A 21876-nucleotide genomic window follows, 5' to 3' on the forward strand; every position below is an offset into this window, starting at 1 on the left:
TGCGAAGCTTTGAGATGACGTCAAAAAGGTGAAAGCGCATTGGCAGACAATAAGTCCGGTTTGTAGAAATCGACGCGAGTAGTTCCGAAGTTACAATATATAGAGGCCCTTCTTTTTGGGTTCTATCTTAAAGGGGCGATAAGCCCCTTTTTTGTTTTCTGAAACTTCTAAAACTAAATCGTTATGTCAGCTTTTTTAAACGTTAATGAGATCAAGGAGAAAGTATCGCTCCTCGATCTTTTGAAGAACCTTGGGTTCAGCCCCCAGAAAGTATCGGGGGGAGAGTATTTTTTTCTAAGTATGTTGCGTGAAGAATATACAGCCTCACTTTGTGTAAATGATAATCTGGGAGTTTGGTTTGACCATGGCGGCGCAGGAGTATCGGGAATAAAAAGTGGAAGCATAATCGATTTTGGCCTTGCATATTGGTATCCCTCAAGCTTTCCTGAGGTTCTTAAAAAAATCGTAGAGTATGCAAAAATAAACCTCGAGAAAACCGCGGATGTGCCTGTTGATAACTCCCGAAGGACCTTGTCCGTCAAAGTTCCAAGATATGAAGTAGAAGCAGTAAATGAGGCAATCGGCAACGATGTCATCAGCTCTTATCTTAAAGGCAGGGGAGTGCACAGCGTTGCAGGTGGTCATTTATATGAACTTTATTACTCGGTCATGGACAGCAGCAATCATCGCAGGAATTACTTTGCTTCAGCCTGGCCAAATGAGAATGGTGGCTGGGAGGTACGGAACAAATATTTTAAGGGTTGCCTGGGGCATAAGGGGATGAGTTTTTTGCAGGGGTCTGTTGACCGCCTAGGTGTTTTTGAAGGTTACTTTGATTTTTTGAGCTGGAAAGTCGAACATCCGAATGATCCCGCTTCCATATTGGTATTAAATTCCCTTTCCTTTCTACAGGCTGCCAAAGCCAGAGCAAAACAATTTGGTTCCATTGAACTTTACTTTGACCATGATAAGGCCGGAATTTCAGCTACTCAAGAATTTATTGTTGATATTAATGGCAGTATAGACTGTTCGTTCAAATATGCAGGGTTTAAGGATTATAATGAAAAGCTTGTGGCTGATCTAAGGAAAATTGAAAAATCTATTGTTAAGCCTATGCCTTTTAGTGTAGAGAATGGTTTTGGTGTAACACGTTGATATATGAATATATAAGTATGTAAATATTGAGCTATATAGATATAATTATATCTATATATGCTTAAATATCAATATGCCTCTATCGGTATATGTGGATATTCTTATATATTAATATGTGGATATATGTTTAGCTAGTTAGACTCAATGATAAGTTTCATCATTTTTAGTCTTACTAATAGTGGCTTATTGATTTTACTTTCCGGATTAGCCCTAAGTGGCCCGAAGTGGCTCTCTAGAAATAAATCGAAGTCCGTTACTTTTGTTGCCTCATTTAAAAACACCGGCATTTCCGGTCTCTGGCAATTCTTGAAAAACTCTTCTAATTCCTGCAGCTCCATCTGGCAAAGATAGCTTTAGGCTTTCTGTTTTGCCGGAATACTTTTTAACAAAATCCTAATAAACCAAGCTAAGTTTTTTGGTTTTTCTCCTTTCGTTGTTGTAGGTGTATTTTGGTTTTTTAGCCTGCAAGTTGTGTTTTTGTTGCTCAAAAACCCTATAACTTGCCCGCTTTTTTTTCGCCTTGGGGCGTAGCGGGATGGAAAAAACGTCGCAACTAGTTTTTTCTTCTTTGGAGGATGTCCCTTAATTGTTGAATATGACCAAGAAAAAGAATGGGAGGCCTTTAAAATTAGATGGTAAAAGAACCAGGTTCATTAAGGCCAGATTTACCGAGGAAGAATATGCTTTACTCCGAAACCTTTGGCTTTCCCTTGGACTGAAAGAAAGTGATTTCTTGCGGCAAAGGCTTTTAATCTCCTCTGCGGTTTCAAATAAAATCAATGCTGTTGAAGTTTTAAAACACCTGAACCAGATCGGTGCGGAGATCGGTAGGTCAGGAAACAACATTAACCAGCTTGCCCGGCATGCGAACTTTTTAAATAAACGAGGAATGCTCTCTGCTGAAATTGTACTTCAGTTCAACACGATTTTTACTGATTACATTTCAATATTTAGAGGAATGGAGAGAGCAACCAGGGAATTACTCAGGTTATTAAAGGCTTAATTTATGATTGTAAAAATTCTTTGGAAGTCAAAGACTTTTAGGGCAGTTAGGTATAATACCAATAAAGTTGAAAAAAATAAGGGAGAACTGGTAAAGGTATCCGGTTTTGGGGCGCTGCAAGGACTATCTGAGATCAGGCCTGGAGATTATATAAACTACCTCTCATCCCTGGCGAGCAGAAACCGCAGGGTTATATATCCGCAATTTCATGCAATGATATCTCCAAAGGGCAGAAGCTTGGACAAGGCTGAGTTGGTTATACTGGCCGAAAGTTGGCTAGTGGGGATGGGTTATGGGAAACAGCCTTACCTTCTCATTTTTCACAAGGACACGCAGAATAATCACATCCATATGGTCTCTTCAAGAATAGACCTGGAAGGGAAAAAGATTTCGGACAGCTTTGAGAAGATCAGGGCTTATAGGGTACTCAATAAACTTATCGGTAATGATGAGAAACAAGCTGCCGAAAAAGCTTTGACAAAGGCACTTCAATACAGCTTCTCTAATAAGGCGCAGTTTATGATGTTGCTTGAAAGCCAGGGATACGGATTGAAAGTTCTGGAGGATAAGCTTCATCTGTCAAAATATGGTGAAAAAGTGGGCAGTGTAAGCTTAACCAGGATAGAACAAAAAATTGCCCGGTTTTCACCCGACCAGAAAAGAAAGGAACAGTTAAAACAGATTTTTGAAAAATATAGGCCAATTACCGATTCCAGAATCCAAGCGATTAGGGAAGATCTTCCAGGTGGCGAGAAGGGAAAAGTAATAGGCTATACCTCTGAGTTAAGCGAAAAATTATCTTCTTCATTCGGGCTTCAGTTTGTATTTCATTTTAAAGGTGACAAGCCTCCATATGGCTACACCATTTTAGACCATTCCACCAAGGAGGTTTTTAAAGGTGGCGATATTATGTCTCTTACTAAGTTTATGGAGACTTTACTCCAAACCGAAGAAGTAAAAATGTTAATGCCTATTTCGGAGGGTATTTATGAAAATCAGTTTTCTCCAAATGAAGAGATGCTCCTTGAAAATCCATCAGAGTCAATATTTCCTGCTGGCCAGGGAGAAATGCAAGATTGTATATCCATTGGCGAATTCTCTTTGGATATAGATATCTCTGATGACATTGATGATGAGCAGATCCTCGGACGGAACAGGCGCAGGCAAAAAAAGGCAAGAACCAATACACGTTAAATTTTTATGCTTATGGTTATATTAATTGGAAATCAGAAAGGGGGAGCCGGTAAAAGTACACTCTGCCTGTTACTGGCCTATTTCCTCTCAATGCTCAAAAAAAAGAAGGTTACCGTTCTGGATATGGACTACCAGGCTTCGATTTCAGGCAAGTTTGAAAAGGCAAAGATTCTGGAGAACGATCCCATCTATGAGGTTATTCCCTCTGATCTTAAATACTTCCCTGCCCTGCTGGAACTGCTGAACCAGAACAGGGACGAGTTTGTGCTCATAGATCTTCCAGGTAAAATGGACGATGATCTATTGATTCCCATTATCAGTTCCGCGGAACTCATTATCTGCCCGTTTAATTATGATGAATTTTCTGTAGACAGTACAGTGCTCTTTTCGCTTGTCTGTCGGGAGATCAATAATTTATCTCCCATGGTGTATGTGCCAAACAGGATTAAAACAACCGTAAAGTATGACACCAGGGAAGAGGTAGATAAGGTACTATCCAGATTTGGAAAGATTTCTCCCGGTATTTCTGATCGCATCGATTTTCAGCGGGTAGGAACCATCCATATCCCGGCCTCTTTAATTCCAGTTTTTATGCCGGCAATGGACTTTATCTATGGCAGCTTTATGAAGAAAGGTATATCAACATGAGCGAAATCAAGTCCCTTGCCGATCAATTGAAATCAAGGATCCAAGAAGAAAAGGGATTGCCGGAAAAATCCCAGGCCAGTCGTGGAGCTGAAAAGATTGGTGTAAAAAAAACTGAATCCAAAGAAACGGCCGTGAACGCCAAGCGTCTTGCTAGTTTTCTCTCATCCCTGCGGGACTTTAATATGGATGGGCAGGAGAAAATCCTTATCCGGATTGATAATCGTACAATGAGCAAGCTGAGGCAATTAAAGGCCGCATCCAATATCGATATGACGCGGGTCATTGTTTTTTCCCTCCACCAGTTTTTAAAAAGCCACCCCTGGCTAAATGAATATATTTCTCAAACCCTAAAAAAAATGACCCATGAGCTGGACTAATTTCTTGACCATAATCTTTATTGTATATCTGGTTTATTATTTGCTGAACTTATTTTTTGATCTTTTTCTATCTCAAAGAGTTAGTGTAGATGAAACTCCGGAAGACGAGCTTTTCTTTGCACAAACATTTACCCCTGAGCTGATCACCCTGGAAGAGAAAGCAGAGGAGGCTGTTGCTACGGATTCAGAAAAAAAGGAGAAACCAGCCCCTTATTTGCCAACAGGTCCAATTAGCTCAAGTGGAGGCATTGGGCTAAAACAGCTTTTTTCCCTTGCGAAAGACAACCTCATCGAACATACGCGGGCAATACCTTACTAAACTCCATGAGGTTTTTTTCATTCTTTTTAAGGGCAGCGTCAGCTGCTTTTTTTTTGCTCTTTACTTTTTGCGCTAATGCTCAGCCAGGAATCTCCGAGTTTTATTCCGCCTCGGCAGAGGTGAAAGGCTGGTATTTTTCGCTCTCGGATCTGGTCCTGGTTATTGGCGCAATCGCAGGAATCCTAGGTGGGCTTAGGGTTTATGCCAATTGGCAGATGGGCAAGCACCACATCGATGCGCAGGTTATGGGATGGTTCTTTTCATGCCTCTTTTTATCTCTCATCGGTGTATTCCTCCGAGGTCTTTTCGGACTGTAAATACAATTTTATTCAATTTAAATCAATTTTTTTATGACAAGAAAAAGCAAAAGACTTTTGTCATTGGCCGCGCTATTGGGTTTAGTGCAGGCAGTTTCCGCCCAGACTGGGGGAGGAACAACAGGAATTAATGCGGCGACTTCCTCGCTGACCTCTTATGTAGATCCGGTTTCTACACTCACCCTTGCGATTGGTGCCGTGGTAGGTATTATCGGTGGGGTCCGTGTCTACATCAAATGGAATTCCGGCGATCAGGACATCAACAAAGAAATTATGGGCTGGGGCGGTTCCTGCCTTTTTCTGGTTCTGGTATCGGTAGTGATCAAGGCTTTCTTTGGCGTATAGCATGAGGATGCATCCAGTTTACAAGGGGCTTCAAAAGCCCCTTGTTTATCGCGGTTTCAAAGGGAAGTATATTGCTTATGGAATTTCTTCCTTAGGTCTTGGGCTGGTCACCGGAGGCCTAGCCGGTGCGCTCCTCAATATGTATATCGGTGGCCTCTTAACCATTCTTTCAATAGCCGGTGGGCTCCTCTATACGCATTCCAAGCAGGCATCCGGTCTTCATGATAAGACCAGATCCAGGGAGATATTCATTCATCGTATTTATTTAAGGCGAGGTTATGGGAAAACAGGAATTTAAACTGCCATATGCCGGAATAGAGGAGATAAGCGGACTTTCGTTTCTTTATGGTGAGTCGGGCGATTTTTCGGTAATTCTTTCTATCGAAAATCCGGTACTTATTTATTCCGCTGATCCGGCAGGCTACCAGGCCTTTCATCTTTTGCTTCTTAATGTGATCAAGATACTGGGAGAAGGGTACATCATTCAGAAACAGGATGTGTTTGCGAAAAAGACTTTTCAGCCAAAAGTGCAAAGTGAACCCCTTCAGCAAAAATACGATGAGCATTTTTCAGGGAGGGAATATATTGAGCACTCTAGTTATCTGGTTATAACCCGTCAGGTCAAACGAAGGGCAATGTATGTCTATGACAGGAAAGCCCTTTTGGATTTTGTATCCAATATTGCCAAGGTCTGTGAACTATTGAAAGGAGCATCGGTATCCCCAAAAATATTGTCCCGGGGTGAGATAGAGCGTCACATATCGCGGATGCTGGCAATGGATTTCTCCTCAGACCATTTTTCGCTCAATAACTTAAGGGCCGGAGATACTGAAATCGGTATTGGGGAAAAGGCGATCCGCTGCATGAGCCTGGTCAATATCGATTCCATTGACATGCCTGAATCCATTGGGCCATATTTAATGGCCAGCGACGGGAAAGGACTTCAGGAGTTTCCTATGGACAATCTTTCCTTCCTGTCATCAGTTCCTGGAATTGATAGTCTTATTTATAACCAATTAATTGAAATTCCTTCCCAGGGCATTACCCTGAACAAACTGCAGCTGAAGCGCAAGCGGCATTCCGGAGTTCCTGATCCAGCCAATCAGATGTGTGTGGAGGATATTGATAAGTTGCTCGTAGATGTGGCAAGGGAAAACCAGTTGCTGGTCAATGCCCATTATTCTTTATTGGTCTGCTGCGAACTTCCACTTCTGGATACCAGCTGTAACTTTATTGAAGCTTCCCTATTTCAGCAGGGGATTATCCCCTCCAAGAATGCCTATAACCAGATGGAACTCTTTAGGAGTGCCTTGCCTGGAAATGCAGTGGAACTGAAAAAATACGACTGGTTCCTCACCACTTCGGATGCGGCCCTTTGCCTGTTCTACAAGGAACGGCTGATGCGGGATGAGCCCTCCAAGTTTCTCATGCGCTTTACCGATAGGAGAGGAATCCCTGTAGGCATAGATCCAGCTGATCTCCCTATGGAATCTGGCAGGATTACCAACCGTTCAAAATTTGTTCTGGGCAGCTCTGGTACTGGTAAATCCTTTTTTATGAACAGCCTGCTTGAACAGTATATGCTCTACAATTACGATATCGTGATCGTTGATGTAGGACATTCCTATTCCGGGCTATGCAATTATTTTGGAGGAAAGTATTACACCTATACCGAGGAGAATCCGATCACGATGAATCCCTTTCTTATTTCTGAAGCAGAATATAACATAGAAAAGAAGGATTTCCTCAAAACACTTATCGGACTGCTATTAAAGGGTGCAGAGGGAAGCGTATCGCAGATTGAGGATACGGTTTTCTCAAATGTACTCTCGGCCTACTACTCAGACTTCTTTTTAGGAGAGGCTGATTATGTCCTTTGTTTTGATTCTTTCTACCATTATTCGATCCTTAAGATTTCGGAGATCAAGGAAAATGAGAAGATCAGTTTCGATCTCGATGAATACCGTTACGTACTTAAAAAATTCTGTCTTGGCGGGGAGTATGGTAGGCTCCTCAATGAAAGCGCTGATCTTTCAGATTTTACAGAGCGTTTTATTGTCTATGAAATTGATTCAATCAAGGAAAATAGGGTTCTTTTTCCAATCGTGACGCTGGTGATTATGGATTTGGTACTGCAGAAAATGAGGCACCGTACGGGCCAGCGAAAAGCGATGATTTTGGAAGAAGCGTGGAAGGCAATTGCCTCTCCGCTAATGGCAAACTACATTCTTTACCTCTATAAAACGATGAGGAAATTCTGGGGAGAGCCGATTGTGGTGACGCAGGAACTGGGCGATATTATCGGGAATGCTGTAATAAAGGATTCCATTCTTGCAAGTTCCGACACCATCTGCCTGCTCGATCAGTCCAAGTTTAGGGGAAATTATACAGAGGTAGCAAAGCTCCTAGCGCTCAATGAGGTGGAGCAGCGAAAGATATTTACCATCAATGCGCTTGAAAATAAGTCCGGCCGCGGGAAATTCAAGGAGGTTTACATTAAGCGCGGAAGTATAGGGGAGGTCTATGGTGTTGAAGTGTCGATTTTTCAGTATTTAACCTTCACAACCGAAAAACCCGAAAAGACTGCTGTTGAATCTTATGTCAAGCGTTACGGTTCTTATCCTCTGGGACTGGAACATTTCGTTGCCGATATGAAAATGAGCGCAATCTCACTTCCCGAATTTGTCAAGAAAGTCAATTCATCTCTCACAAGTTAAATTCTATTGTTATGCAAAAAATATTCATCTATTTTTTATTTGGAATCTTCATGCAATCGGCCTCCGCACAAATATACGTCGACCCAACAACCGCTGCGGCCACGGCCGCCCATGCAGGGGTGATGAACAGCGGTCTGTCCCGAACCAGTGACAACCTTACTCTGGTGCAGAGAGCCCAGTTAGCGGTAACCGGTCAGCTTGGAATTGTAAACGACCTTCAATCCACTATTTACAGAGGTTTATCTGAGGTTTCAGGGGTAATGAGGTCTCTGCTTTCTGTTAAGGATATTTATGAGATTTCTCAGGATATTGTCATTGATGTGAATAAGGCGATTAATCTAGCCTCTGGCGACCCGGTATTACTGCTGTTTGCCGAAGGAGGCGCTAGGGAGTTCAAAACCCGTTCGATCAACCTTGCTACCGAGGTTAGCTCTTTTGTATTAAAAGACGGGAGGGAGGCACTGATGGATTCCGGTGAACGGGCAAAGCTTCTCAATAGGATCGTCACAGAACTTACCATCCTCCGGGGAGTAGCCTATGGCATGTACCGTACGATGTACTGGGCAAAGCAGCGCGGAATCTTAAATTCCCTAAACCCTTATGCCGGATATATCAATATTGATAAACGCATAGCGGATGATATTATCAGGAATGCCAAGATGCTCAAGCAATGAAAAGCGCAGCATTTATCACGGCTATGATTTTTATATCAATGGCTGCTCATGCGCAGTTGAATGTCGGGCTTTTGCACCAGCTCGTGGGTAATAGCAAAACAGAACACGGAAAACAGTCTGATGCGAGGGACAGGCAGGCGGGATCCACTGCAAATGAGGAGGTAAACAAAACCCTGATGGTAAGATTAAAGAATAAATACAGGGATATCCAGTCCAGATTCAAAACTTTGGGACTTGCTATTGATGCGGCGCAGATCGGAATCGAAGCTTATCCATTGATCGCTGATATTACCAGAAGCCAGGGGACGATTTTTGATTTATGCAAGCACGATCCTGTACTTTCCGTTCTGGCCATACAGGCAGAGCTGGATATGGGGGATCGGGCACATGCACTTTTGAATTTTTTGTACGGACTTGCTCTTTCTATGCAGGACATCAACCAGATGAAGCAGAGTGACCGCAAAATGCTCTTTTCCCATGTGCTCACTGAACTCCGCCTGATAGCCGGGGCATCCAGAGGACTGGCGGTAACCCTTCAATATTCTTCAAGAAAAAAGACCTTGAATAGATTAAATCCTTTCTCGGAATTTATCAATACCGATAAAAAATTGGTAGATGAAATTCTGCGAAAAAAAGATATCCTAAAAAACTGATGTTATGAAATTGCTTATTTTAATTTTTTTAATGCTGGTCAATCACTATTGTAGTAAGGCTCAAAGGGTAGTTTTTGACCGTGGGCATTTTAATATCGTAAATGAAAATGGCGCAGTACGCCTGGCAGCTGAAAATACGTATAACAGTTATTTAAATACGATCAACAACCGCCTTTCGGATATTAATCTCAATCTGGGCGCGGTCGTTATGGTTCAATCATTAATCCTGTCTTCCTTAAGAGAAGTTGATCAGGGGCTCAAAACCGCAATCGCGGTCAGACAGATCGGCTCGCTGGTTGCCGAGATTTCATCGGAAAGTGCCGGGATGATTGATATAGCCAAATCAGATCCCCATCTGCTGCTTTTTGCAGAAGACGTTTCCCGCCAGGTAAAGGATAGGGGGGTAAACCTTTTTTCAGAAGTCTCTGGTTTTGTATTGAAGGAAGGCGAAAATGTCCTCATGGATTTCGAAAAGCGCGATGCGCTGCTTAAGAAAATTGCCCTAGAGCTCCGCGTCATCCGTGCCCTGGTATTCAGCATGAAAAAATCCATGTACTGGGCAAAAATGAACGGTATGTTCCGCTCACTCAACCCTTATCAGGGCTTCATCAATCAGGATTTGCGCCTGGGCAATGATATTTTATTTAAGTCAAAACTTTTAAAGCAATGAAAAAATATTATTTGATTCTTTTTCTATGTTTTCCCTCTCGGCTAGTCATGGCCCAGAAAAAGATTACAGACAAACACATTACCTATCAACAGGAGCGCATGGTCTTTAAGCAATGGGACGCAGATAAGTTTACGCCCAAACCAGGGTTTTTAGGGCTCAACCCTGATTACTGGATTACCTGGGCACTTCATCCAAATTATCCCAAAACAGATCTTAGGCCCTTGGGGCCGGTTGGGCCACAGACGCAGCGGATGATGTTTGCTGCCGCCATGCAAAACACGGATAATCTCTACAAATTGCATGCGGATACCCTTCGCAATACGGCGCTGAGCGAGGCCTCCAATTATTCTTCGGCACTGGCTTTCGCCGATCCCCTTTGGCTCATGTACTATCGAAACGAGTTTGAAGGGTTATTAAATCAGATAGATTCCGATATGCTTGCAGGCCTTTCGTTTGCTGAACAGAAATACATGATCTCTACGGGGCTATTTGACTGGTTCAGGGAGGAAAGCCATGCGCTTCTTGAAAGACTTGAAATCGCGAGGTCGACTACCATAGACCGGGGATCAAGGATAATGGCCTATCATAGGATGCTTGCAGAGTTCAGGAAACTCTCGGCTAGCTGGGAAACCAAGAAATCCAGGGCAAGGACCTATCTCTCTATCCGCTCATCTGCCCAGAAGTTGAGGTCTGGTGAGGTTCCAAAACCAGCATCATCAAAGAGCGATATACAAATTGCAAATGATATCCTTAAAAAATCAAAACTATAAGCAATGGATATTTTAAATGTTATAACCGGCACAGCCGGTTTTTTTGTGCAGTCTGTCCCCGATTCTTTCAAGGACACTTTTAATTTTCTTCAGGGCAACGGTGTCTATGAGGAAGGGATGATGCATTTTCTTCATGAGATGAAAAATACGATCTGGACCCACTATGATGCCTTTATTGCAGATGCGCAGGCATTGGCAGCAATTTTTATGCTCATCTTTTTTGCTATTAAAAGCTACGAGATGATTTCGGGGGATAAACAGCTCGAAATAATGCCGCTACTTCGCCCTTTTGGGCTAACCATGGTAATCTTATGGTGGAGCATATTTACCAGGGTAATTGCCTATCCAACCGATGTGATTGAGCAAAAGACCTCGGCACTGTTCGATGGAAGCCAGACCGAGATCAATGACCTCAGGCTCCAAAGGGCAAAGCTCATGGTAGAGGTTTCTGATCAGCTCTATAAAATTCAGGCCGAAACGCAGACAGCAAAAACAGAGGCTGATACCTGGTATGAAAATGCCTGGGAATCTGTGAAATCCTCGGTAAAAGAAGGGTTTTCCGAGGTTTGGAATCCCATTGTGGAAATGAGAAACAGGCTGGAGGTTGGTCTGCAACTTTTGGCTACCTCTCTTTTGGAGACACTCGCTATATGGATACTCAGGGTCTGCACCTATATTATTTTTATCATTCAGATCATCTTTTCCACGATACTGATTATTTTAGGCCCCTTTTCAGTAGCCGTCTCTATTCTGCCAGCTTTCAGGGATTCCTTTTCGACCTGGGTGGCAAGGTTCATTTCCGTAAACCTTTATTCCGGTATTGCCTATTTAGTGATGTATGTAGCCTCTCTCTTTCAGCATTATGCGCTTGAGGCAGAAATTACCCGTTATCAGGAGCTTGTTGGGACTGGCGGGGCAAGCCTTGAAAAACTTGGATGGTTTGCCAGTAATGGAGTTCTCTCCTTTGGAATGGTAATCGTAACCTTTATCATCGGTGCACTAACTATGCTTACCGTGCCGAGCATTTCAACATGGATAGTATCCACATCGGGCGTATCTTCTGCAGCAAGTTCTATGGGAAGAGGTGCATCAAGCATGACCAGGGTTGCCGGACAGATAATGGGAGGATAGAGAGATGATGATAAAAAGTATCGAATCCAAAATCCGTCTAGCCACATTCCTTTCGCTGGGAAGTTTTTTGCTCTGTCTATCGGTAGTCGCTGTTGTTTCTTTTTTTGCCTATGGATATGTTAGGGATTCTCGTAAAAGTATTTATATTCTTGACCCCTCGGGAACACCAATCCTGGCGAAACAGACCGATGTGCAGCTAAACAGAGCAGCAGAATACCGCGCACATATTGCAAAATTCCATTCTCTTTTCTTTTCGCTAGTACCAGATGATAAGTTCATAGAATATCAGATGAAACAGGCCATGTACCTTATTGATGAAAGTGGTGCCCTTCAGTATAATAATCTGAAGGAAAAAGGTTTTTTTACCTCTATTCTCTCCTCCTCTGCTGTACTCACGCTCCGTACCGATTCTGTTTTTTTAGATGAAAAAAGAATGTATTTCCGGTATTATGGTACGCAGAAAATAGACAGGAGAAGCTCAAGCGTCACCCGCTCGCTTATCACGGAGGGAAGTTTGGTCGATCTTGAAACAAGATCTGACAATAATCCCCACGCGGTCTTGATTACCAGATGGAAGACATTAGAGAACAGGGATATTTCAACTATAGATAAAAATGCATTCCAATGAAAAAGACAACTGTGTTTTCAGAACTCAGAAATGAGTTCTCTGATCTGATCGAACGCTTCCTGGCCTCCATATCAGGTTTTTTTAAAAAATATCCGAAGGTTATCTTCTCATCTATGGTGCTGCTACTAGCCAGTTCTTTTCTCTTGTGCTTTACGCTGCTGAGAATGGAATCCAAAAAAGCCCCTGTAGAAAAAAAAGCACTGCTAAAAGTTGAGAGCGGGCTTAGCGAGATAGGAACAACTGTAAGTAAGCTTAAAAGAACTCTTGAAATTAGGGAAGCGCTGAAAGTTTTATTGGCCAAGAAAACCCTAAATACCCGAGACAGCTTGCTAATGGTCAGTATGGTTGCCGAGCTTGAGCGTGCCGGCCACACGAAGAATTAATTAAAATATATGAAAAAAATAGATTTAAAAAAGCCCAGGTACGCACTTCCCATAATCTGTCTGCCTTTTCTTTTTCTCTTCTTTTATGTCTATAAAAGCAGTTTTGGAAAAGAAGGTAAAATAGTCCTGGGAAGAGATTCGCTACAGACCAACGTGGCAAATGTTTCCGAGCAGGTTAGGAACCAGGAGCTTTCGGGAAAGCTGGATGCCTTTAGAAATAAATTCAAGCAGGCCGATGGATACACTGCTGTTAGTAGTATTGGTGAAGAAAACCAGCAGCTGGCAGAGGTAAGCTCATCCTACAATTCGAGGGAAAAGCATATGCTAGATTCCATTGACCAGGTAATGAAGGCAAAATATGGTCTGCCAGGCAGACCGGAAAATGTAAACCATGGATATGCTGCGGCAGGACAGAGCTTTGTAAAGTCGCGGAATCCTTCCAGAACTGAGCAGGACATCGCACTCGCCTCGGCACTGTCGAAGATAAAAATGCAGGAGAACAGGGTAAATAAGGAGGTTGATAACGCTAAAAACCCATCCGATCCCATGCAGCTTTTTCGGGCACAGATGGCTCTTGTCGACAGTATGGGGAAAGCTAATGATCCCGCTGTAAAGGAGAATATGGAAAAAGAACGGGCTCTGAAAATGGCCGAAGCAGAAGCCAAAAGCAAGAAAATCATTCCGGTCAAAAGATCGCATGGCGTTTCAGCTGGCTTCAATACCATAGTTTCAGGAGATGGCGAACGCCCTATTTCTGCGATCATTGATCAGGATATTACCGGCTTTTCCGGATCGCGCCTGCGTATAAGGCTGACTGATGATATCATGGCCGGCAAGTTTATGATCCCTAAAGGCACCTACCTCTATGCAACTATTTCAGGATTTTCTGCCCAAAGGGTTTCCTTGGTGATCTCATCAGTATTCTACGGCGGGGAAATTCTGCCGGTAAATCTTCAGGTTTATGACAACGACGGAATGGCCGGTATTTATGTTCCATCATCCGCCTTTCGCGAATTTACCAGGGACATGAGCAGTTCAAGCACGCAAGGGATTACCATACAGCAGATGGCGGAAAATAACAACCAACTCGTTATGGGGGTGCTTTCCAAGATGTTCCAGTCTACAACAACAGCGGTAAACAAGTTGATCCGGTCCAATAAGGTAAAGGTCAGATACAATACCCAGGTTTATCTCATTGATCCCAATGAGCTAAAAAGAAAACAACAATCTTATTAGAATTTCATGAAAAAAATATTGTTCCTAGCTCAAATTTTCCTGAGCTCGCTGGCGCTCTATGCGCAAGTGCCACACTCAGTTACCGTTGCCGATATTCCGGTAATCGGAATATCGGGTTCAGTTTCACTCCATTTCATCTCGCCAGAGAAAATTTCCTATGTAGACCTATCCAGCAGTTCGCTGATTGGTGACCTTCCGGAAAAGAACATTCTCAGGATCAAGGCGATTCCAGACTCTGTTGCCGCACTTAGTTCCAGCGGCGATGCTGGCCTGGTTACCATTGTCGGAGAAACCTTTATCGCCCAGTACAGACTCTCCTTTTTATCGCCTTCCAATCCTGAACTGATTTCCACACAAATCGATATAGTGCCAACCTATATGAGATCCCTTGACATTTCGGGGATAGGATTATCACAGAACGAGATGAAGAGCAATGCACTTTCCCTGCTAAAGCGTAGGGGGGATGTCAAAATTAAAAAGGAATCAGCCTTCGGGATATCTCTGGTTGTCAACCGGGTTTATACCCTTGGCGATTGTATCCTTCTTGACCTGAGCTTCCAGAACTCCACAAATCTCATCTTTGATGTCGACGAGCTGAGGTTTAAGATAGCGGACAGAAAGATCAATAAATCTACCAATGTCCAGTCCATAGAATTAAAGCCGGTTTTTCAGCTTTATCCCTTTGAAAGATTTTCGAAATCCTATCGTAATATTTATATCATTAAAAAAACCACCTTTCCCGGTGACAAGGAATTCAGTATTGAATTATCGGAAAAGCAGATTTCCGGAAGAAATCTTCGCGCTTCATTAAGGTACTCCGATATCCTAAACGCCGACACCTTTTAATGTTTCATTATGGAAGAAAGCAAGGAACAACAGAGCCTGCACCGCTTCCTTCAGTTTGCCATTTATCTCGCCCTTTTGCTAGATGTGCTCATGTTTGTCTATGCAACTAAGCTGTTAACTGATTCTGGTGCAGAGAAAATCGGGCTCGCCAGATTTCTGGTGCGCATGTCACGGATTATTATTTACCAACACCCGCTCTACAGCCGGTTTTTCTCGTTGTTGCTTATCTCGCTGGTTTCAATCGGGACACTGAGCAAAAAAGAAAAAGATCTTGATGCTAAAACAGCGATCATTTATCCGCTGGTATTGGGGTTAGTCTTAATGGCGGCCAGTATCTTTTTTTTTGGTGAAAAGGGGACTGCGGTTTTTTATCTGACCAGCTGGCAGGATATCGGGTATATCTCTTTATTGTTGATAGGGACGATCCTGGTGCACCTAGCGATGGACAATGTTTCCAAGATTATCAGCTCTTCTTTAGGTAAAGATAAGTGGAATACCGAGGAAGAATCCTTTATGCAGGCAAGAAAGCCTGTGAACGGACCATTTGCAGTTACCATCCCCTCACTTTTTTATTACCGCAGGAAAGTACATTCGGGCTTCATAAACATAGAGAACATCTTTCGCGGAACGCTTTTGATCGGAACCCCGGGCTCGGGCAAGAGTTTTGGCATTGTTATGCCCTTTATCCGGCAGCTTATCTTTAAGGAATTCTGTATCTGCTGTTATGACTTTAAGTTTCCCGACCTGGGTCAGATCGCCTATTACCATTATCTCCTGGGTAAAAAGCAGGGCAGGCTCTCAGGCTTTGATTTTCATGTCATCAACTTAACCCAGGTAGAGCGGAGCAGGAGGATAAATGTATTAAGACCAGATTACATAGTAACGCTCGCCGATGCTGGCGAAACAGCGGAAGCACTGGTTGAAGCCTTGAAAAAAGGGGATAAATCCGGTGGTAGCGATCAGTTCTTTACCCAGAGTGCGGTAAATTTTCTTTCTTCCTGCATTTATTTCTTTTCTCAGTACCAGGGAGGGAAGTATTCTACTTTTCCGCACGTACTTTCATTTTTGAACTGCAGTTATGAGCAGATTTTTTCGGTGCTATTTTCCAATCCTGAGCTTGGGAGCTTACTTTCTCCATTTGCCACTGCATGGCAGGCTAAAGCTTTCAACCAGCTAGAGGGGCAGATAGGAACGCTAAAGGTATTCATCTCCCGCTTAGCTACTAAAGAGACGTTCTGGGTTTTTTCTGGGGATGATTTCAACTTAAAGATTTCATCCCGGGCGGAGCCCTCTATATTAGTCCTTGCCAATGATCCCAATACACAGAATATCAATTCCGCCTGCTATTCTGTAGTGCTCAACAGGCTGACCAGGCTTATCAACTCTAAAGGAAACCGGCCCTCGGCCTTGATTATTGATGAGCTGCCAACCTTATTTGTGCACCGCATCGAAAATCTCATTGCCACTGCCAGATCAAATAAGGTAGCTGTACTCATGGGACTCCAGGAGCTTCCACAGTTTCAGCAGCAATATGGAAAGGATACCGCAACCACCATTACCTCGGTAGTAGGAAATGTACTTTCTGGCTCGGTAAGGAACAAGGAAACGCTGGAATGGCTGGAGCGGCTTTTTGGGAAAGTTAAGCAACAGTCAGAGAGCTTGTCCATTGATAGAACCAAGACATCGGTGTCGCTCTCGGAAAAACTAGAATCGCTGATTCCTGCAGGTAAGATCGCATCATTGAAGGCCGGAGAGCTCGTTGGTATGCTTGCAGCGGATGCGGTAGAAGAATATACCGGGAAGTATGATACCTCGGCGATCAACTGCAGGGTGAATCTTGATATGGAGGCGATAGCCAGAGAGGAAAAAGCTTACCCTGATATGCCGTTGTATTATGATTTCGCAGGAAAAAAGGATGAGATTCTCCGTAAAAACTTCATGCGCATAAATGATGAAATACAGGTGTTGGTTAAAAAATTCAGAACCGAGGCTGCCGTCCCAAAAAATGGCGAAAGTCCCAAAGCCTCCATGGCAGGCGGTATGAAGCGATAAACAAACTATTTTTTTCAATCTTAAAATCAATTTTTATGGAAGAATTAACCGGCCAGCTTGTGGTGGTACATCCCCAGCTGACAACAGATCCTGTTTCCAGACAGGGTCAGATAGGTGTAATTGCAATAGCGGATCTTCAAAAAGATAACATTAGCGTCGGCTTTGGTGGTGGCCCACTAGGCAGGTATTCCTCAGATGCCCTCCTTGTGCTAAAGGATAAAAGGGAGCTTTATCAGGATATTATGACCGGGGTAAAGGATATGGATGCCGGTACTTTTAAAGACCTGCTCGATATTAATATGAAACAAGAGTATTCAGATTATGGTCACATTTCTGCTGCGATGAAGATTGCTGTCGAAAATCCAGAGGTCATGAAAAGGAGCATGATTTCCCTGGAGGACTATATTTCACGAAATCACAATATAAATGTCAGCGAAGAGGTTTCTTTTGAGCGTTAGGGTTTTGCCAGGTGTACTTCTCATTTTTGTTTGCTCTTCTCTCTCCTGCTACTCCCAAATCTCCTTGCCTTTGAATTCAATAAAGGTAAATAGCGCTTTTGGTAAAAGGATACATCCTGTTACCCATTTTGCGGATTTCCATCGTGGCATTGATCTTCACGCAAGAAATGAGCCTGTATTTTCTTTTCTTGCCGGAAAGGTATCCGGTGTAGGCTTTAATTCAATTCTGGGAAAATTTATAAGGATTGATCATTCAGGCCTTGAAAGCATATATGGCCACCTCTCCATTATTCTGGTTCAAAAGGGTGAAGAAGTCCGTTCAGGGGAAGTTATAGCGGTTACGGGATCTACCGGTAGGGTGACTGGCGAACACCTGCATTTTAGTTTGCGCATCGGGCGAGTCTACATTGATCCAGTAAACTTTATTCTTTGCTACTATAAAGTAGCCAAAATTAATCAAATAAATTTTATGGAAAATTCAGCCTATTTGACCCTAAGGCAAAAACTGGAACTACTCGCGATGGTAGAAGAAGTGGAACTGAATCAGGACGAGGCCTGGGTTTACGGAATTGGTTTTGCGGATACGGAGGAAGAGCAAGATGGATAAAAAAGATGTTCATAAACCCCTGCACGTTCAGGTTGCCGAGAAAGTAATTGAGGCACTCCGCGCCGGAACCGCACCCTGGCAGATTCCATGGGATTCAGGGGGCATTCCTCTTTTAATGCCTTACAATTTTCAGAGCGGCAATAGATACAAGGGAATCAATGCGCTATCGCTTTTGATGGCAGGTAGGGAAGATCCAAGATGGATGACCTACAGGCAGGCAGAGGAAAGCGGAATGCAGGTGAGAAAGGGAGAGAAATCCATGCTCATCCAGTTTGTTAAAACAAGTGATGAGCGAACCAGGCGCGACGCTTCAGGAAAGGTTATCCATGATGAGTTCGGAAAGCCCATAAAGGAAACTAGGGAACTTCCCCATGCCATTGTTCGCAATGCTTACGTATTTAATGCCGCGCAGATCGAAGGCATGCCCAAACTGGAAAGGGAAAAGCCAGGCACCGAGTGGGCACCGGTTGCGCGGGCAGAGAATCTCATTGCCTCCTCAGGCGCAGTAATTTTTCACCAATATTCCGCAAATGCCTTTTATGACCCAAAAAGGGATGCTATTACGCTTCCCTACAAGGACTGGTTTTCTGAAGGCCACAAATATTATGCTACACTGCTACACGAAATGGGCCACTGGACGGGGCATCCAGACCGGTTGAACCGTGACATGGGTAAAGGCTTTGGAGATGCAAGCTATGCCAGGGAGGAACTCAGGGCAGAAATCGCTTCGATGCTTATTGGACAGGAACTTGGTATAGGACATGACCCGGGACAGCATTATGCCTATGTGGAAAGCTGGATATCGATTCTGGAGAACAATCCTTTTGAGATTTTTTCTGCTTCCATGGATGCCGAGCGTATTCTTGGCTATATCATGGATATAGAAAGAAAGCAGGAGATTACCAATGAAAAGGTTTCCCTGAATGCAATGCAGCCTGCTCCTGGAAAAACTTCTGGGTATCTCACCACGGGAGATAAGATTCCCTATAACGGATCGGTCTATGAGGTTCTTGGCCATTTAAAACAGGGAAGGCTGAAGATGCATGAAAGCCTGAACGGCAACGCATTTACAATGAGCCGGGAAGATAAACTCTACGCAGCGCTTTTATACCTCAAGCGCGAAATGGGTGCTGAGTTTCAAAATGAGAAGCACGCTAACCAAATTGGCGAAGCTGTGAACCAATCACATCTTGATTTAAACAGATAAAAGGAATTTATGAAAAATATAATTATTGGGGAAGCCCTGCCTGTTGCAGAGCTATCCAGGCTAGGGCTATACGACGGGGCCAGGTACTTATTGGACGACACAGACATTGCTGCACTTCTTTCGGGCAGGAGAACTTCTTTAGTGAACCTACAGAATCTGGTCAGCGAGGCTTTTGCTATTGATAGCCTGGATGCTAAGCTATCCTTAAACCTGGATGAAGATAGTCTCCACGAGATAAAATTGCACCCTATTTACAAGGAGCCGAAACTGTCTCCGGATTTATTGGATATTGAAGCTGATGCGCTGATTGCAGGAGAAGTTAAGAATCTTGCAAAACCCATTAATTTTCCTGATGGCACAAATAGGACTATCGTATTTGAATATGATAGTGAAACCAGGGAGTTCATTTCCTATGATCCAAAAGGAGTGGAGGTTCCATTTCAGATCAACGGAGAGAAACTAGATGCAAAGAAAAGTAAGGATTTTGCCCTAGGACGTATTGTGCAGCTAATCGATGGGACAATGATCCAGCATAGGGCCAGTGAGCCCAAGGGAATCGTAGCCAGCCGTACAGCACTTATCTTAACTTTTTTGAAAGATGGTAAAACCGCCAGTTTTTTGTTAAAAGATCTCGCTCCCATCATGGATTCAAGTATCCATCAGACTCCCTTTTCACCAGGCTTTGAATCCGCGTTCCTGGAAATGAAAAAAAACGATGCCGCAATTTCAGATGAGATATTGCAGCAGAGAGAACTTGATGAGTTCAAAAGCGAGTATAGCCGAGGCTATAGTCATGGCGTATCCAGATAAATATGGACAGAGAATGGGTTATGTGCGATGGTTTCGCATACCTGATTCCTTACGGGCTGCCAGAGATATGTATCCGTACCGTTTATCTTTTTTATGAAAAAAGGGATTGTCTAAACGTTCTATCAGATGTTACATCAGTCAAATTTCGGGATGCCGCGCTGGCAATATTTGGTTTTCTTGCTCTTCCGGAAGTTATAATACGCATCAGCTTGGTATTCCCCAATTCGAAATTCGTGACTGTATTCGGAGATGATCTGCCTGCAATCGTATTAACCTGTAAGATTTCGCTATGGCTGAAAGGATTTGACGCAACTTTTCTGGTTTTATCCCATCATGTAATTTTCACTTTTAAGTCATGTGAATTTTCATGTGCGGAATCACTCTTTTCACTTAATAGGTTTTGTAAGATCACCGGATTTAGGACCATTGTCAGGCCTTTGCAAATCCGGTAAAATCCATTTCCATGATTCCAGAAATTTTCAAACAGGATATAGGTCTCGATATCCGGGTATTCGGATTCGATGTCAATGTCAATTATGTGTACAACTGGCCCAGCAAAAGAAATGATGAAAAAGAGCCAACCGTTGTACACCTGGAGTTTCGCTCAGATTCCAATATTATATCCAGCACCGGCTACCGGTCACATTTTCTCTTTTCTGCTTTTTTAAAGGATTGCGGATATGCGTCCATCGAGGAACTGGCAGTCTCCCTTGGCGAACACCTCGCCCGGGAAAATGGCTATAGCCCTCCCCAGCCTGAGCAACAGCTTAGCCTATTTTGATTAATTAATAATATATTCTTATGAATGAACAAAATTTAGATTATCTAAAAAAGAGCCTGGATTATCTGGGCTTTGGAACAAAACTTAACGATGTTCTTGAATCAGCAATTTCCAGGGAACTCCCTGCTTTTACCCTCGGAGTTACGCAAAGCTACACATCTGCCAACGCCAAAAAGAATCCTGCAATTGGTTCCGATCAGGTCAGGTTCATGCTGAACTTCAACCGCTCCAAGCAGAGCGATATGTATTTTCTGAACGATTATGAGGTAACTCTGAATAAGGCCGGAAGTGCCTTGCCTATCAGACAGGTCTTTGATCTGGAAAGGGACAACCGGATTACGGCGCTACAGGCCTATAAACTGCTCTCTGGGAACTCACTTGAACGGGATGTTTATACCAAATTGGAAAACAGTGAGGGTTCGGAAAAGAAAAAGGTTTGGTTTAAGCTCAACCTTGATGTTCAGGATGCCTATGGGAATCATCCCCTGAAAAAATTCTACCCCGAATTCAAGTTTGAGCTATCTGATGCCATAGACAAATATCCGTTCAAGGGTCTTACAGAACTTGGAAAGGATGGTATGATGAAAATGTTGAGAAGTGGCCATATGGCACCGGCAGAGATGATGGTGGGTAAGAAAGCCGCTGCTGTAATGGTAACCGCGAATCCCCAGTTTAAGGGACTTGATGTTTATGATAAGAACATGGCCATTATCCGCCAGGATGAAATCTTTCCTAAAAAAGAAGAGCAAAAAGAAAGCACGGCCTCGGCTGAACAAAGAACTTCCCAGAAAAGCGAAATCGATGCCGGCAATACAGAAGAGCGGTTTCCTTGGGAAAACCAGCGGGATGGTGATACCTCCCAAAGCGAGGAAATAGGGAGATAATCTCTTGTAAC

The 21876-nt window shown here is 43.3% G+C and carries 26 protein-coding genes; 25 read left to right on the top strand and 1 reads right to left on the bottom strand.

Annotation, left to right across the window (positions count from 1 at the left end; genetic code table 11):
• Positions 1-183 precede the first annotated feature (183 nt).
• Positions 184-1155, top strand: a complete 972-nt coding sequence (locus DV942_RS17780; protein WP_145859787.1) for a toprim domain-containing protein — start codon at positions 184-186, stop codon at positions 1153-1155.
• Positions 1156-1286: 131 nt separating this feature from the next.
• Here DV942_RS17780 and DV942_RS24185 read toward each other — a convergent pair whose 3' ends face one another.
• Complete coding sequence (locus tag DV942_RS24185) at positions 1287-1493, bottom strand: DUF6965 family protein (protein ID WP_131538525.1); 207 nt, start codon at positions 1491-1493, stop codon at positions 1287-1289.
• Between the two features lie 257 nt (positions 1494-1750).
• Here DV942_RS24185 and DV942_RS17790 point away from each other — a divergent pair, with 257 nt between their 5' ends.
• The 24 genes from DV942_RS17790 to DV942_RS17910 all read left to right on the top strand — a co-directional run bounded on the left by DV942_RS17790 (position 1751) and on the right by DV942_RS17910 (position 21865).
• Positions 1751-2158 (top strand): plasmid mobilization protein, encoded by a 408-nt coding sequence (locus DV942_RS17790; RefSeq protein WP_056095082.1) that lies wholly within the window; start codon positions 1751-1753, stop codon positions 2156-2158.
• A gap of 3 nt (positions 2159-2161) precedes the next feature.
• Complete coding sequence (locus DV942_RS17795; RefSeq protein WP_145859789.1) at positions 2162-3352, top strand: relaxase/mobilization nuclease domain-containing protein; 1191 nt, start codon at positions 2162-2164, stop codon at positions 3350-3352.
• Between the two features lie 12 nt (positions 3353-3364).
• Entirely contained in the window at positions 3365-4000 is a 636-nt protein-coding gene (locus DV942_RS17800) for a ParA family protein (RefSeq protein ID WP_145859791.1), read from the top strand.
• On the top strand, positions 3997-4377 hold the full coding sequence (locus DV942_RS17805) for a hypothetical protein (RefSeq protein ID WP_145859794.1): 381 nt from the start codon (positions 3997-3999) through the stop codon (positions 4375-4377). Before DV942_RS17800 ends, DV942_RS17805 begins: the two co-directional genes overlap by 4 nt.
• The gene (locus DV942_RS17810) at positions 4364-4696 is read left to right on the top strand and encodes a hypothetical protein (RefSeq protein WP_145859798.1); all 333 of its coding nucleotides are present in this window, start codon (positions 4364-4366) and stop codon (positions 4694-4696) included. Before DV942_RS17805 ends, DV942_RS17810 begins: the two co-directional genes overlap by 14 nt.
• Before the next feature lie 5 nt (positions 4697-4701).
• Positions 4702-5013 (top strand): DUF4134 family protein, encoded by a 312-nt coding sequence (locus DV942_RS17815; protein WP_145859801.1) that lies wholly within the window; start codon positions 4702-4704, stop codon positions 5011-5013.
• A 33-nt stretch (positions 5014-5046) separates the two neighbouring features.
• Positions 5047-5358 (top strand): DUF4134 domain-containing protein, encoded by a 312-nt coding sequence (locus DV942_RS17820; RefSeq protein WP_056095071.1) that lies wholly within the window; start codon positions 5047-5049, stop codon positions 5356-5358.
• 278 nt (positions 5359-5636) lie between these two features.
• The gene (locus DV942_RS17830; RefSeq protein ID WP_145859805.1) at positions 5637-8075 is read left to right on the top strand and encodes a TraG family conjugative transposon ATPase; all 2439 of its coding nucleotides are present in this window, start codon (positions 5637-5639) and stop codon (positions 8073-8075) included.
• A gap of 50 nt (positions 8076-8125) precedes the next feature.
• On the top strand, positions 8126-8749 hold the full coding sequence (locus DV942_RS17835; protein ID WP_244950733.1) for a hypothetical protein: 624 nt from the start codon (positions 8126-8128) through the stop codon (positions 8747-8749).
• Positions 8746-9402 carry a hypothetical protein gene (locus tag DV942_RS17840; RefSeq protein WP_145859809.1) on the top strand — a complete coding sequence of 219 codons (657 nt, stop codon included), beginning with the start codon at positions 8746-8748 and terminating at the stop codon, positions 9400-9402. The genes DV942_RS17835 and DV942_RS17840 overlap by 4 nt, the downstream gene beginning before the upstream one ends.
• A 4-nt stretch (positions 9403-9406) precedes the next feature.
• A complete protein-coding gene (locus DV942_RS17845; RefSeq protein WP_145859811.1) occupies positions 9407-10072 on the top strand; it encodes a hypothetical protein in 666 nt (221 codons plus the stop codon).
• A gap of 47 nt (positions 10073-10119) precedes the next feature.
• Complete coding sequence (locus DV942_RS17850) at positions 10120-10842, top strand: hypothetical protein (protein WP_145859813.1); 723 nt, start codon at positions 10120-10122, stop codon at positions 10840-10842.
• A gap of 3 nt (positions 10843-10845) precedes the next feature.
• Complete coding sequence (locus DV942_RS17855) at positions 10846-11973, top strand: plasmid transfer protein (RefSeq protein WP_145859817.1); 1128 nt, start codon at positions 10846-10848, stop codon at positions 11971-11973.
• A gap of 4 nt (positions 11974-11977) precedes the next feature.
• Positions 11978-12601 (top strand): conjugative transposon protein TraK, encoded by a 624-nt coding sequence (traK, locus tag DV942_RS17860; protein WP_145859819.1) that lies wholly within the window; start codon positions 11978-11980, stop codon positions 12599-12601.
• Positions 12598-12984, top strand: a complete 387-nt coding sequence (locus tag DV942_RS17865; RefSeq protein WP_145859822.1) for a hypothetical protein — start codon at positions 12598-12600, stop codon at positions 12982-12984. The genes traK and DV942_RS17865 overlap by 4 nt, the downstream gene beginning before the upstream one ends.
• Positions 12985-12993: 9 nt before the next feature.
• Positions 12994-14220 (top strand): conjugative transposon protein TraM, encoded by a 1227-nt coding sequence (gene traM / locus DV942_RS17870; RefSeq protein ID WP_145859824.1) that lies wholly within the window; start codon positions 12994-12996, stop codon positions 14218-14220.
• A 6-nt stretch (positions 14221-14226) separates the two neighbouring features.
• Entirely contained in the window at positions 14227-15066 is an 840-nt protein-coding gene (locus tag DV942_RS17875) for a DUF4138 domain-containing protein (RefSeq protein WP_145859826.1), read from the top strand.
• A gap of 9 nt (positions 15067-15075) precedes the next feature.
• Complete coding sequence (locus DV942_RS17880; RefSeq protein ID WP_145859828.1) at positions 15076-17118, top strand: type IV secretory system conjugative DNA transfer family protein; 2043 nt, start codon at positions 15076-15078, stop codon at positions 17116-17118.
• A 35-nt stretch (positions 17119-17153) separates the two neighbouring features.
• Complete coding sequence (locus DV942_RS17885; RefSeq protein WP_145859830.1) at positions 17154-17576, top strand: hypothetical protein; 423 nt, start codon at positions 17154-17156, stop codon at positions 17574-17576.
• 70 nt (positions 17577-17646) lie between these two features.
• Positions 17647-18183 carry a M23 family metallopeptidase gene (locus DV942_RS17890; protein WP_186462340.1) on the top strand — a complete coding sequence of 179 codons (537 nt, stop codon included), beginning with the start codon at positions 17647-17649 and terminating at the stop codon, positions 18181-18183.
• On the top strand, positions 18176-19390 hold the full coding sequence (locus DV942_RS17895) for an ArdC family protein (RefSeq protein WP_145859834.1): 1215 nt from the start codon (positions 18176-18178) through the stop codon (positions 19388-19390). Before DV942_RS17890 ends, DV942_RS17895 begins: the two co-directional genes overlap by 8 nt.
• A 9-nt stretch (positions 19391-19399) precedes the next feature.
• Positions 19400-20200, top strand: coding sequence for a DUF4099 domain-containing protein (locus DV942_RS17900; protein ID WP_145859836.1), 801 nt, complete (start codon positions 19400-19402; stop codon positions 20198-20200).
• A gap of 463 nt (positions 20201-20663) precedes the next feature.
• Positions 20664-20981 carry a hypothetical protein gene (locus DV942_RS17905; protein WP_131535369.1) on the top strand — a complete coding sequence of 106 codons (318 nt, stop codon included), beginning with the start codon at positions 20664-20666 and terminating at the stop codon, positions 20979-20981.
• Positions 20982-21001: 20 nt separating this feature from the next.
• Entirely contained in the window at positions 21002-21865 is an 864-nt protein-coding gene (locus DV942_RS17910) for a hypothetical protein (protein ID WP_145859839.1), read from the top strand.
• Positions 21866-21876: the final 11 nt, after the last annotated feature.

It is taken from the genome of Pedobacter suwonensis (genome assembly GCF_007833675.1).
Classification (GTDB): domain Bacteria; phylum Bacteroidota; class Bacteroidia; order Sphingobacteriales; family Sphingobacteriaceae; genus Pedobacter; species Pedobacter suwonensis.

Coding starts and splice junctions, on each gene's coding strand:
- traM (WP_145859824.1), top strand. CDS start 12,994: ATGAAAAAAATAGATTTAAAAAAGCCCAGGTACGCACTTCCCATAATC.
- DV942_RS17780 (WP_145859787.1), top strand. CDS start 184: ATGTCAGCTTTTTTAAACGTTAATGAGATCAAGGAGAAAGTATCGCTC.
- traK (WP_145859819.1), top strand. CDS start 11,978: ATGATGATAAAAAGTATCGAATCCAAAATCCGTCTAGCCACATTCCTT.
- DV942_RS17800 (WP_145859791.1), top strand. CDS start 3,365: ATGGTTATATTAATTGGAAATCAGAAAGGGGGAGCCGGTAAAAGTACA.
- DV942_RS17815 (WP_145859801.1), top strand. CDS start 4,702: ATGAGGTTTTTTTCATTCTTTTTAAGGGCAGCGTCAGCTGCTTTTTTT.
- DV942_RS17820 (WP_056095071.1), top strand. CDS start 5,047: ATGACAAGAAAAAGCAAAAGACTTTTGTCATTGGCCGCGCTATTGGGT.
- DV942_RS17910 (WP_145859839.1), top strand. CDS start 21,002: ATGAATGAACAAAATTTAGATTATCTAAAAAAGAGCCTGGATTATCTG.
- DV942_RS17900 (WP_145859836.1), top strand. CDS start 19,400: ATGAAAAATATAATTATTGGGGAAGCCCTGCCTGTTGCAGAGCTATCC.
- DV942_RS17840 (WP_145859809.1), top strand. CDS start 8,746: ATGAAAAGCGCAGCATTTATCACGGCTATGATTTTTATATCAATGGCT.
- DV942_RS17885 (WP_145859830.1), top strand. CDS start 17,154: ATGGAAGAATTAACCGGCCAGCTTGTGGTGGTACATCCCCAGCTGACA.
- DV942_RS17875 (WP_145859826.1), top strand. CDS start 14,227: ATGAAAAAAATATTGTTCCTAGCTCAAATTTTCCTGAGCTCGCTGGCG.
- DV942_RS17850 (WP_145859813.1), top strand. CDS start 10,120: ATGGCCCAGAAAAAGATTACAGACAAACACATTACCTATCAACAGGAG.
- DV942_RS17865 (WP_145859822.1), top strand. CDS start 12,598: ATGAAAAAGACAACTGTGTTTTCAGAACTCAGAAATGAGTTCTCTGAT.
- DV942_RS17805 (WP_145859794.1), top strand. CDS start 3,997: ATGAGCGAAATCAAGTCCCTTGCCGATCAATTGAAATCAAGGATCCAA.
- DV942_RS17810 (WP_145859798.1), top strand. CDS start 4,364: ATGAGCTGGACTAATTTCTTGACCATAATCTTTATTGTATATCTGGTT.
- DV942_RS17830 (WP_145859805.1), top strand. CDS start 5,637: ATGGGAAAACAGGAATTTAAACTGCCATATGCCGGAATAGAGGAGATA.
- DV942_RS17855 (WP_145859817.1), top strand. CDS start 10,846: ATGGATATTTTAAATGTTATAACCGGCACAGCCGGTTTTTTTGTGCAG.
- DV942_RS17835 (WP_244950733.1), top strand. CDS start 8,126: ATGCAATCGGCCTCCGCACAAATATACGTCGACCCAACAACCGCTGCG.
- DV942_RS24185 (WP_131538525.1), bottom strand. CDS start 1,493: ATGGAGCTGCAGGAATTAGAAGAGTTTTTCAAGAATTGCCAGAGACCG.
- DV942_RS17845 (WP_145859811.1), top strand. CDS start 9,407: ATGAAATTGCTTATTTTAATTTTTTTAATGCTGGTCAATCACTATTGT.
- DV942_RS17880 (WP_145859828.1), top strand. CDS start 15,076: ATGGAAGAAAGCAAGGAACAACAGAGCCTGCACCGCTTCCTTCAGTTT.
- DV942_RS17905 (WP_131535369.1), top strand. CDS start 20,664: ATGATTCCAGAAATTTTCAAACAGGATATAGGTCTCGATATCCGGGTA.
- DV942_RS17895 (WP_145859834.1), top strand. CDS start 18,176: ATGGATAAAAAAGATGTTCATAAACCCCTGCACGTTCAGGTTGCCGAG.
- DV942_RS17790 (WP_056095082.1), top strand. CDS start 1,751: ATGACCAAGAAAAAGAATGGGAGGCCTTTAAAATTAGATGGTAAAAGA.
- DV942_RS17795 (WP_145859789.1), top strand. CDS start 2,162: ATGATTGTAAAAATTCTTTGGAAGTCAAAGACTTTTAGGGCAGTTAGG.